This window comes from Bacillus cereus, assembly GCF_007678085.1.
GTDB lineage: Bacteria > Bacillota > Bacilli > Bacillales > Bacillaceae_G > Bacillus_A > Bacillus_A cereus_BE.
Map to the genome: position 1 here is coordinate 822,534 of NZ_VEDW01000002.1, position 10,279 is coordinate 832,812.

The window sequence follows — 10,279 nt, forward strand, 5'->3', positions numbered from 1 at the left end:
CGGGTGCAAGATTAAAAATATATAAAATGACAGAGAAGTGAAAGGAGGGGGATTTTTATGACAGTTACAATTAAAGATGTGGCGAAGAAGGCGAATGTAGCACCATCTACCGTTTCTCGTGTAATTGCTGATAATCCAAGTATAAGTGAAAAAACAAAGCGTCGTGTTCGGAAAGTAATGAGTGAATTAGGGTATCATCCCAATTTAAACGCAAGAAACCTAGCTAACCAAACAACAAAAACACTTGGTCTTGTTATGCCAAGTTCTGCAAGTAAAGCTTTTCAAAATCCGTTTTTCCCAGAAGTTATAAGAGGGATTAGTTCATTTGCACATGTGGAAGGGTATGCGCTTTATATGTCGACAGGTGAAACGGAAGATGAAATTTTTAATGGTGTTGTAAAGATGGTGCAGGGACGCCAAATTGGTGGCATTATACTTTTATATTCAAGAGAGAATGACCGGATTATTCAATATTTGCATAAACAAAATTTCCCGTTTGTTTTAATTGGGAAACCATATGATCGAAAAGATGAAATTACATATGTAGATAATGACAATTATACAGCTGCAAGAGAAGTAGCAGAATATTTGATTTCATTAGGTCATAAACAAATCGCGTTCATCGGTGGTGGATCCGATTTACTTGTAACGAGAGATCGTTTGGCTGGTATGAGTGATGCTTTAAAATTAGCAGATATTGTATTACCAAAAGAGTATATTTTACATTTTGATTTTTCGAGGGAAAGTGGTCAACAAGCCGTGGAGGAATTAATGGGGCTACAGCAACCACCGACAGCAATTATGGCAACGGATGATTTAATTGGACTTGGTGTGCTAAGTGCTCTTTCTAAAAAAGGATTCGTTGTACCGAAGGATGTTTCTATTGTAAGTTTTAATAATGCTTTGTTATCAGAAATTGCGAGTCCGCCACTTTCGACAGTTGATGTGAATATATATCAACTAGGATATGAGGCAGCAAAAGCTGTAGTTGATAAAGTAGAGAATACGGAGTCTACTGCAAAGTGTATTATTATTCCTCATAAATTACTGAAGCGTCAAACTTGCGATCATTATGCAACAAAAAGCTAAGAGTTTAACTCTTAGCTTTTTGCTGTAGAAAGGCTTCTAAACGGTCACAGCCTTCTTTTAAAGTTTCGATACTATACGCATAGGACAAGCGAAGGTAGCCTTCACCATATTCAGAGAATGCTGTTCCGGGAACGACGGCAAGTCCAGCTTCTTTCACAAGATCAAGTGCAAAATCAAAGGATGAAGACGTTAAATGGCCAACATATGGGAATAAGTAAAATGCACCTGTTGGCTTCTCAACTGTTAAGCCCATTTGAATGAGTCTATTATATACGTAATCACGGCGTTTTTTGTATTGATAACGCATCATTTTTGGTGCATCTTTAGCAGCTGTTAATGCTTCAATTGCAGCATATTGAGCGATTGAAGTAGCACAAGTTACGTTATATTGATGAACTTTTAATATATGTCCTGCTAAATAGCTTGGTGCGAATAATAAACCGATACGCCAGCCAGTCATAGAATGAGACTTTGATAAACCGTTAATGACGATAGTCTTTTCACGCATTTCTGGGAAATGAGCGATAGATGTATGCTTTTGTTCATATACAAGTTCGCTATAAATCTCATCAGAAAGGACGAAAATGTTTTTATCTTTTAAAACGTCTACAATATCTTGTAGTTCTTCTTTTGATAAAGTTACACCAGTTGGATTAGAAGGATACGGCAAAACGACACATCTTGTTTTTTCTGTAATGGCATTTTCGAGTGCTTCGGCTGTTAAACGGAAGCCAGTTTCACGAACATCGATAAAAATAGGTGTTGCGCCGCATAATCGAATAATTGGTTCGTATCCTGGATAAATAGGGGCAGGTAAAATGACTTCTGTTCCTGGCTCTAAAATCGTTCGGAATGCAACATCAATTGCTTCACTAGCACCGATTGTAACGATGGTTTCGTTTTCAGGTGAATACTGTAAATCGTAGTTATCTTTTACAAAGTTACAAGCTGCCTCGCGTAATTCTAGTAAACCAGCGTTATGTGTATAGCTTGTATAATTTTCTGTAATAGCCCGTTTTGCTGCTTCTTTTACGAGAGAAGGTGTAGGAAAATCAGGTTGTCCAATTGTTAAAGAGATAAGATTATCATAGTTTTGAATCATGTTAGAGAATTGACGGATTCCAGAAATTTGGATGTCCTTTACTCTAGGATTAATGAATTGTTCCATTGTATCTCCCTTTCTTCCGTTTGAAAATTAAGTTCATTTTAACATATTTTCTGTGATTTCGCTTGCGTATATGTTATGTAGAAAGGGAGGGATAATAGAAAAAAAGCCGCTGTAAGCGACTTTTAATATCCGTACTCCCAATCTATTTCATCTTCATTCCAAAGTACAGAGGATACTTTGCCGAGGTGAACAACTGATTCATTCACAGCACATGTGCAATTTTCTTCTCCGGTTTTATGCTGTAACTCTTCATATACTGATTTTTCAACATTTTCTAGAACGACCAAATTTTCTTCTTTTAAAACAAGCGTAGTACCCGCCATATTTATCTTCCTCCTACTAAAATAATGATCACTTATTTGTAAACATAGATAGTATGGATTATATGCTGTATTTTGCTATAGTTGTCCGTCTCATGAAGTATTTTTTATTTTCTTTGTAATCCGTATTCATTGTATACCGCCAGGCAGAAATTTGGTACAGGGTTTACATTCATTTCGAAAATCTGTAACAATTATTATGTGTTGTTAACAAAGAATTAACAAATATATTAAGAAAAATCAAAATTTTAAAACAAATAAACTCGTAAAATGATATAATCATATCAAAATACATATAGGGGATGAGAGGCTATGGAGCTGATCCGTGATTTAATGATCCAAATTGCCATCATTATTTTGCCGCTATTTTTATATGAAGCGATTCGTTTAAATCGTTATCAAGAAATGCCTCCGAAGCCGAACCGCTACTTTATTATGTTTTTATCCAGCATTACACTCGTTCTCTCCATGACATACTCTATTTGTTTTGGTGACATTTGTGGGTATAACTTTCACCCAATCCCGATTGTTAGTGGTTTTTTATATGGTGGGATTGTTGGTTTAATCCCGGCCATTATTTTTGTTGCATATGAATGGACGCTAAAGGGAATGAGCCTTCTTCCAGTCATAGAAGTCATATTGCTATTGATAGTTCCATTATTTTTATCAAAGAAATGGTCACTATTTTCAAGGGATAAGAAGCTAATTTTAGCATTTATGATTTCATCATTGTACGTCCTTGTTTCTTTAGTGATTGGCATGATTAACGTTCTGTTAGAAACGGGGTTTACACCGTATGTTTCCCACCTATATAGCGGATATATATTTGCTTCGCTTATTATGGTTATGACTATGGTATTTCAGGTGTACTTAACAGAATATTTAAATGAAAATGCAATACTACGTACAGAGATGCAAAAGTCAGAAAAGCTTAATATTGTAAGTGAGTTAGCAGCAAGTGTTGCACATGAGGTTCGAAATCCGCTCACTGTTGTTCGTGGTTTTATTCAATTGCTAGAAAGTACGGAAGATGTGAAGAATAAGGATTATATGCGTCTCGTATTAGCCGAACTGGACCGGGCAGAGCAAATTATTTCAGATTATTTGAATTTAGCAAGGCCGCAAATTGAGAAAAAAGAACACATTTGCTTATCCGCTCAATTAATAGAAATGACAACTCTTATGTCATCATTTGCAGCGATGCAAGGTGTATATTTGCAAGTTGAGATTTCTGAAAGTCTTTATACGATTGGTGATAAGACAAAATTGAAGCAAGCGATTATGAATGTTGTTAAAAATGGTATTGAAGCAATTCAAGGGAATAAAGGATATTTAAAAGTAACGGCTATGCAAAAAGATGAAACGATTGTAATAAGAGTTAAAGACAGTGGTGTTGGAATGACGAAAGAACAGTTAGCAAGGCTGGGACAACCGTATTATTCTTTAAAAGAAAAAGGGACAGGACTAGGGCTTATGGTAACATTTAGTATTTTACAAGCGCATAATGGTACGTTGGAATATAAAAGTGAAAGTGGGAAAGGAACTGAAGCGATTATTATATTGCCAGCTGTAAGAAATAAGGAATAAAAGTTACCGATGGAAGGTAACTTTTTATTTTATATTGTTTATTCATTTGTTTTTTCTTGTTTTGCTCGGCTAAATAAACTTTTAAATGATTGCAAGAACCCTTGCTCTTTTGAGGCAGCAACCATTCTTTTTGTTTCTTGAATTTCACGAATTACTTGCATAAGTTGTGCATCACGGTTGCTGTCTTTATTATAAATTTGATTTACGAGTTTATTCATTTTTTCTTCTTGCTTGGATTCTCGTTTATACATATGATTCATTAATAAGTCCATCTTTTCTTTTTGCAAGGCATCTGTTTGAGCGGCATGATCCACTAACTCTTGTAGCATTTTTTCTTGAGAGCCTTCTTTAACATAAACTTGTTGCATCAATTCATCAAGCTTTTCATCTTTCAAACGATTTTGGGTAATAAGGGTAGAATTTTGATGAATAATTGCTTCATTTAATTGAGCGAGCATTTCAAGTTTTAACATGAACTCCTCGAAGTTACGCCCATCTTCTTTTTCTTTCGGTTGTATTTCTTGCTTATCTTGTATAATTGGTACAGGTGGGGCCTCTTTTTCTTTTAAAATAATTGGTATCGTTTCTGAAATATCTTCTTGCAATGTAGCAGCTCTTTCATGTATAGATTTCAATAGTTTTAAATCGTCTAGTTTATAAATACGAGCATCAGCTGTTTTTGAAATGATATAACCATGTTCCTCTAACAGTTGACTATATTTGCGGACTATATGTTTTGGGATGCCTGTTTTATTCGTGACATCTTTCGTTTTATAGGTAGCTTCCATGATATTTCCTCCCCAAAAAGTATCGTATATATCATTTCAATCTTTTATGAGGACTTCCTTTGAAAAAGAATGTCGGAAGGTTATTAGTTTTCTACAGCATTAGTGAAAAGATGAAGAAAAATGAGAGTTTTTGGCGGAATGGCGAAGAAGAGCTAAAATAATGTCTGAAAACATATACAGGAGAAGTTTGTTATAATAACTGAGGAAAAGAAACTGGTAGAATCATGGAGGTATACATGAAGCAATTAAAAGGTATTATTATTTCGATTATTGCAATTCTTTCTATTGTAGTAGCGGTGTATGAAGTACTTGTTCCAGAGGAAACAAGTATCAAAAAAACAAATGCGTATGATCAAGTTCTAGAATTTCCGAAAGAGCGATATCCAGAGACAGGGAAACATATTACGGATGCGATAAAAGAAGGACATTCAGAAATTTGTACAATTGACCGTGGTGGTGCTGCGGATAGAAGAAAATTATCGTTAGCTCCATACCCATCAAAAAAAGGGTATGATCGTGATGAATGGCCAATGGCGATGTGTAAAGAAGGCGGAAAAGGAGCACATATTGAATATATAAGTCCGGCAGATAACCGCGGGGCAGGGTCTTGGGTAGGAAATAAGTTAGATAAATACCCAGATGGTACGCGTGTGAAATTTGACGTAAAGTAGTAGTTGCATATTTCATAATGAAGGAGAAGGGAAACTATGGAGTTAACAATTTCTTATTCGCAATTAATGTTGATGAACTATGATGGTGAGCAGCCTTACGTTGACTGGACGGATGAAGATTTTGAAAGAGGTTATGCGAAGGCGGATGGAACTGTTATTTTTGAAGCGCTCTCTGATTATACTTGTGAAGTAAAAGTAACCCCAGGGAAACATATTGAGAAAGAAGAAGTGATTAGAACGACTACAGTTCCTTTTACAGTTGAAAATGAATGTATCGTTGTAACAAGTATTCTTTCAAATAAATTTCAAATCCCTATTCCAAATGGTGAGTATACAGTTGTATTACAAGCAACGCCTCTTGAAGAACCAACGGATGATGAATTATATAAAATACAATATGAATTCTTTTTTGAAAGTAAAGAATAAAAAATGGGTTATCCTCAACGAGGATAACCCATTTTTGTTATGCGTTTGTTTTTAGCAGGGAACGAGCATCTTTTGCTGCTTGCACCATGTGCTCTAAAGCTGGAATAACTTCTTCTGTTCTTCTCGTTTTTAAACCACAATCAGGATTAATCCAGAAATATTTAGGATCGCATACTTGTAAAGATTGTTCTACGATCTTATACATTTCATCTTTACTCGGTACACGCGGACTATGAATATCATATACCCCTAGACCGATACCTTTTTCATATGTTGTATGTTTTAATGTATCAATAAATTCACCGTGACTTCTTGATGTTTCGATAGAAATCACATCTGCATCTAATGCACGAATCGCATCAACAATATCTTCGAAGTTACTGTAACACATATGAGTATGAATTTGTGTTTCATTTGCTACAGAAGAAGTTGCTAAAAGGAAGGATTGTACTGCCCATGTAATATAAGCATCCCAATCTTTTTCTTTTAGTGGCATTCCTTCACGAAGTGCTGGCTCATCGACCTGAATTACTCGAATTCCGGAAGATTCAAGTAGTTCAATTTCGTGACGAAGAGCTAATGCAATTTGATATGAAACTTCTTTTCTTGGAATGTCATTTCGAACGAAGGACCAATTTAAAATCGTAACAGGTCCAGTTAACATTCCTTTTACAACTTTCTCTGTTAAGCTTTGTGCATAAACAGTTTCCTTAATAGTCATTCCGTTAATAAAGGCTACATCACCATAAATAACAGGTGGTTTTACGCAGCGGGAACCGTATGATTGAACCCAACCGTTTTTAGTGAATGAGAAACCAGCAAGTCGCTCACCAAAATATTCGACCATGTCAGTTCTTTCAAATTCACCATGTACAAGGACATCAAGACCAATTTCTTCTTGGTAACGAATCCATTTTTCTGTCTCTTTTTCAATAAATTGTTCATATTGTTCATTTGAAATAACACCGTTACGCCATTCTTTTCGCGTTTGACGAACTTCAGTTGTTTGCGGGAAGCTACCGATAGTCGTTGTTGGTAACAACGGTAACTTTAGGGCAACCTGTTGTAATTCGTAACGTTTTTCAAATGGAAGCGGACGTGAAAAATCTTCTTCTTTTAGTGCTGTTCGTGCTGCTTTAACATCTTCTCGGTTACGTGCAGCAGATGAACGAATTGTATGATGTACGTTTCGATATGTTTCCAGCTCATTACTAATGCTTTCTGTACCTTGAGTCAGAGCGGAATGAATAAGAACTAACTCTTCTAATTTTTGATTTGCAAATGCTAACGCATCAAATAGTTCAGTTGATAAGTGAGTTTCTTCTGTTTTATCGATTGGTGTATGCAATAAGCTACAAGAAGGCTGAACGATGAAATCTTTCGTTTGAACTTGTTTTTGTAACGTTGTAAATAACGTAAGAACTTCATCAAGGTCAGCTCTCCAAATGTTACGGCCATCTATACAACCGACAGCTAAAGTTTTATCAGCTGGGAATTCATATTTTGAAATAGCGTGTAGATTACCTTCTTTACCATGAACGAAATCTAAGCCAATACCGGATACAGGGAATGTAATAATTTCTTCATAGTTTTCTTCTACACTATCAAAATATGTTTGTAAAAGAAGATTCGCATTTGGAACTTCTTTACGAATAGCTTCATAAATGTCTTTTGCTTGTTGAATTTCTTCGTTTGTTAGAGAAGCGAAAATCGGTTCATCAACTTGAATGACTTGTGCACCGGCTGCATGTAGTTCTGAAAGCAGTTGTACGTATGGTGCAACTAATTGTTTTAAAATAGTAGCGAATTGTGCTTGTGTATAACCTTTAGCTAATTTCAAGAAAGTATATGGTCCTAAAATAACAGGTTTTCCATCTACTCCTAATTCTTGTTTTGCCTCTTCGTATAAGCGAAGTGGACGATTATCTTTTAAAGAGATTTGTAATCCCTCTTCATATTCAGGAACGATATAATGATAGTTTGTGTTAAACCATTTCGTCATTTCGGAAGCTACGTGATCTTTAGAGCCACGCGCCATTGCAAAATATACATCAAGGTAAGATGTAAACTCAGAAAAACGTGATGGGATAAATCCTAGCATATAAGCAGTATCCAAAACGTGATCATAATATGTAAAGTCGCCAACGGGGATGAGTTCAATCCCTTTTTCTTGCTGTACTTTAACGTGTTGAAGGCGAATTTCTTTCATCGTAGTTAAAAATTGTTCTTCATCAATTTTTTTGGACCAAAAAGCTTCCAATGTTTTTTTCCACTCTCTTTGTAGTCCGATACGTGGATAACCTAAATTACTTGTTTGAATTGCCATTTCAAATTCCTCCCTAATTGAAAGTAAGCATTTCCGTTTACTAGGAAATACCTATAACAAAAAGTATAAAGGCATAAAGAATAAGCCTTCCTTTTTGTTTTAACACCTCATCATCATCCGTGAATCTATCAGTGTTGTTAAAACAGGCAGGTCTCCTGACTTATGCTTCATATAATTTCTTTTACCTTCCCGTTTTCACAGTGGCATAGAAAAGAAATCTCAGCATTTACAGTGGCGGGACCGTGTTGGAGTTTCACCAAGCTTCCCTTTTAAACACGAAACGAAATTTTCGTGTACCTATTTTCCTTTTGAAAGGAAGTTAACAAGCGATATGATATTGAAACAAATTCTAACACAATTTTTGGAATTTTGTCTACTGTTTTAAAATAAGAAAATTCTAAAGTTTTTTATTTTAATTATTCTAATTCTTCAGTTTTTATTATGGGTGAATCGCGATTATACATACAAAGAGGAATGTACTTGTACAGAGATAAGATGCTAGTTATGTTATTTAAAAATCTGTCCATATTTTGGAATAAGGAAGGGGATTGGATGGTTCGTTTTGAAATAGTAAGTTATTACAAGAAAGAACGAGGTTTCTGTATAAAGATACATAAACTAAGTTTATAGAAATGGGGTATTTCAATTGGAAAAAAGTACACAAACTATATATTCACCGCCAAAACATATAGTTTCAGCAGCGACAATTGTAATGAATGAACAAAAAGAAATCCTATTAATTAAAGGACCTAGAAGAGGATGGGAAATGCCAGGTGGACAAGTTGAAGAAGGTGAGTCTCTGAAAGATGCTGCAATAAGGGAAACGAAAGAGGAGACGGGTATTGATATTGAGGTTTTAAAATTTTGTGGAGTATTTCAAAATGTGAACCATTCAATATGTAATACGTTGTTTTTAGCTAGACCAGTTGGAGGTAAATTAACGACTACACCAGAAAGTTTGGAAGTGGGGTTCTATCCTATTGAACAGGCGTTAGAAATGGTGAATTTTATGAATTTCAGACAAAGAATTGAATACAGTTTGGATGAAAATCAACAACCTTTTTATATAGAATTTTAAGAAATAATCTTCCGTTATGGGTGCCGGTGATGAATAGATATTTGTTAAATTTTTGAGTGCATTATCTTATACCGAAAATTAAACAAGCATAACCCCGTCCTAAATTAGAATGGGGGGTGCTTGTTTTAGGTTTTAAAATGAAATAACTTTATCGTCCTTTTACCGTTTCTTCTTTATAAGCTCACTCGGCATCTATATCAATTTCTGAAAGTCGCCCTGCAACTGCATCTGTAAGGAGGGTGTTTAACCATTGTAATTCAACTGAGATATGTTCAATAACACTTTGTAAAATATATAGTTGTGCACGTGGAATTTGTCCTTTACTACAATCATAAATAGCTTGCATTTTATGTAAATAGTGAACGGTATCATTTTTCTTTTTTTCTAAAATAGGAACTAACTCTCGATCATCACCAAACTGAGCGAAAGAGAGTGCCGAATAAATTGGTTTATATATTTGATTTTTTGCCTCGAATTGTTTTAATAGTAACTTGTGAAATAATTGTTTACCATCTTCTGTTATATGAAAGATTGTTTTATCTGGTCTATTCGTATCTCGAACAATCGTGGTAATACAAATTGCACCTTGCTTTTCTAATTGCTCGAAGGCGTAGTAAAGTGATCCTTTTGCATATTTAATATAACAATCCATTTGTCTTTCTTTCATGATGTGTTGCACTTCATATGGATGTTTATCCCCTTCGAGTAGCAAACCGAGAATGACTAATTTCATGCTCATTCTGTCTCAACTGCTACTAAAAATATAGACAAATGTATATTCTTAGAGTATTCCTGCTTCTACGTGCCCTGCCTCGCTAATCACTTG

10 protein-coding genes and 1 riboswitch are annotated in these 10,279 nt (G+C 35.1%); of the genes, 5 read left to right on the plus strand and 5 right to left on the minus strand.

Translation table 11 applies throughout. From position 1 onward, the window contains the following. Window positions 1-57: 57 nt before the first annotated feature. Window positions 58-1,089 carry a maltose operon transcriptional repressor MalR gene (malR, locus tag FS742_RS13575; RefSeq protein ID WP_144612886.1) on the plus strand — a complete coding sequence of 344 codons (1,032 nt, stop codon included), beginning with the start codon at window positions 58-60 and terminating at the stop codon, window positions 1,087-1,089. A gap of 4 nt (window positions 1,090-1,093) precedes the next feature. Here the strand turns inward: malR and FS742_RS13580 are convergent, their stop codons facing one another. Next, window positions 1,094-2,257, minus strand: coding sequence for an aminotransferase A (locus FS742_RS13580; RefSeq protein WP_144612888.1), 1,164 nt, complete (start codon window positions 2,255-2,257; stop codon window positions 1,094-1,096). A 122-nt stretch (window positions 2,258-2,379) separates the two neighbouring features. Beyond that, a complete protein-coding gene (locus tag FS742_RS13585; protein ID WP_000929285.1) occupies window positions 2,380-2,580 on the minus strand; it encodes a hypothetical protein in 201 nt (66 codons plus the stop codon). A gap of 309 nt (window positions 2,581-2,889) precedes the next feature. On the opposite strand from FS742_RS13585, the gene kinB reads away from it, so the two are divergent. Then, window positions 2,890-4,164: a sporulation sensor histidine kinase KinB gene (gene kinB / locus FS742_RS13590; RefSeq protein WP_144612890.1), complete on the plus strand. Its 1,275-nt coding sequence runs from the start codon at window positions 2,890-2,892 to the stop codon at window positions 4,162-4,164. A 38-nt stretch (window positions 4,165-4,202) separates the two neighbouring features. Here kinB and FS742_RS13595 read toward each other — a convergent pair whose 3' ends face one another. After that, window positions 4,203-4,952, minus strand: coding sequence for a DUF3967 domain-containing protein (locus FS742_RS13595; RefSeq protein WP_144612892.1), 750 nt, complete (start codon window positions 4,950-4,952; stop codon window positions 4,203-4,205). Window positions 4,953-5,188: 236 nt separating this feature from the next. Here FS742_RS13595 and nucA point away from each other — a divergent pair, with 236 nt between their 5' ends. Both nucA and comJ read left to right on the plus strand, forming a co-directional pair. Further along, entirely contained in the window at window positions 5,189-5,623 is a 435-nt protein-coding gene (gene nucA / locus FS742_RS13600) for a DNA-entry nuclease (RefSeq protein ID WP_144612894.1), read from the plus strand. Between the two features lie 36 nt (window positions 5,624-5,659). Then, window positions 5,660-6,049 carry a competence protein ComJ gene (comJ, locus tag FS742_RS13605; protein WP_144612895.1) on the plus strand — a complete coding sequence of 130 codons (390 nt, stop codon included), beginning with the start codon at window positions 5,660-5,662 and terminating at the stop codon, window positions 6,047-6,049. Between the two features lie 37 nt (window positions 6,050-6,086). Here comJ and metE read toward each other — a convergent pair whose 3' ends face one another. Beyond that, entirely contained in the window at window positions 6,087-8,375 is a 2,289-nt protein-coding gene (metE, locus tag FS742_RS13610) for a 5-methyltetrahydropteroyltriglutamate--homocysteine S-methyltransferase (protein ID WP_144612897.1), read from the minus strand. A gap of 128 nt (window positions 8,376-8,503) precedes the next feature. Then, a riboswitch (cobalamin riboswitch) is annotated at window positions 8,504-8,691 on the minus strand. A gap of 330 nt (window positions 8,692-9,021) precedes the next feature. Here metE and FS742_RS13615 point away from each other — a divergent pair. Then, window positions 9,022-9,453: an NUDIX hydrolase gene (locus tag FS742_RS13615; protein ID WP_144612899.1), complete on the plus strand. Its 432-nt coding sequence runs from the start codon at window positions 9,022-9,024 to the stop codon at window positions 9,451-9,453. A gap of 181 nt (window positions 9,454-9,634) precedes the next feature. On the opposite strand, the gene FS742_RS13620 is transcribed toward FS742_RS13615, so the two are convergent. Then, a complete protein-coding gene (locus FS742_RS13620; RefSeq protein WP_033691464.1) occupies window positions 9,635-10,192 on the minus strand; it encodes a PadR family transcriptional regulator in 558 nt (185 codons plus the stop codon). Window positions 10,193-10,279: the final 87 nt, after the last annotated feature.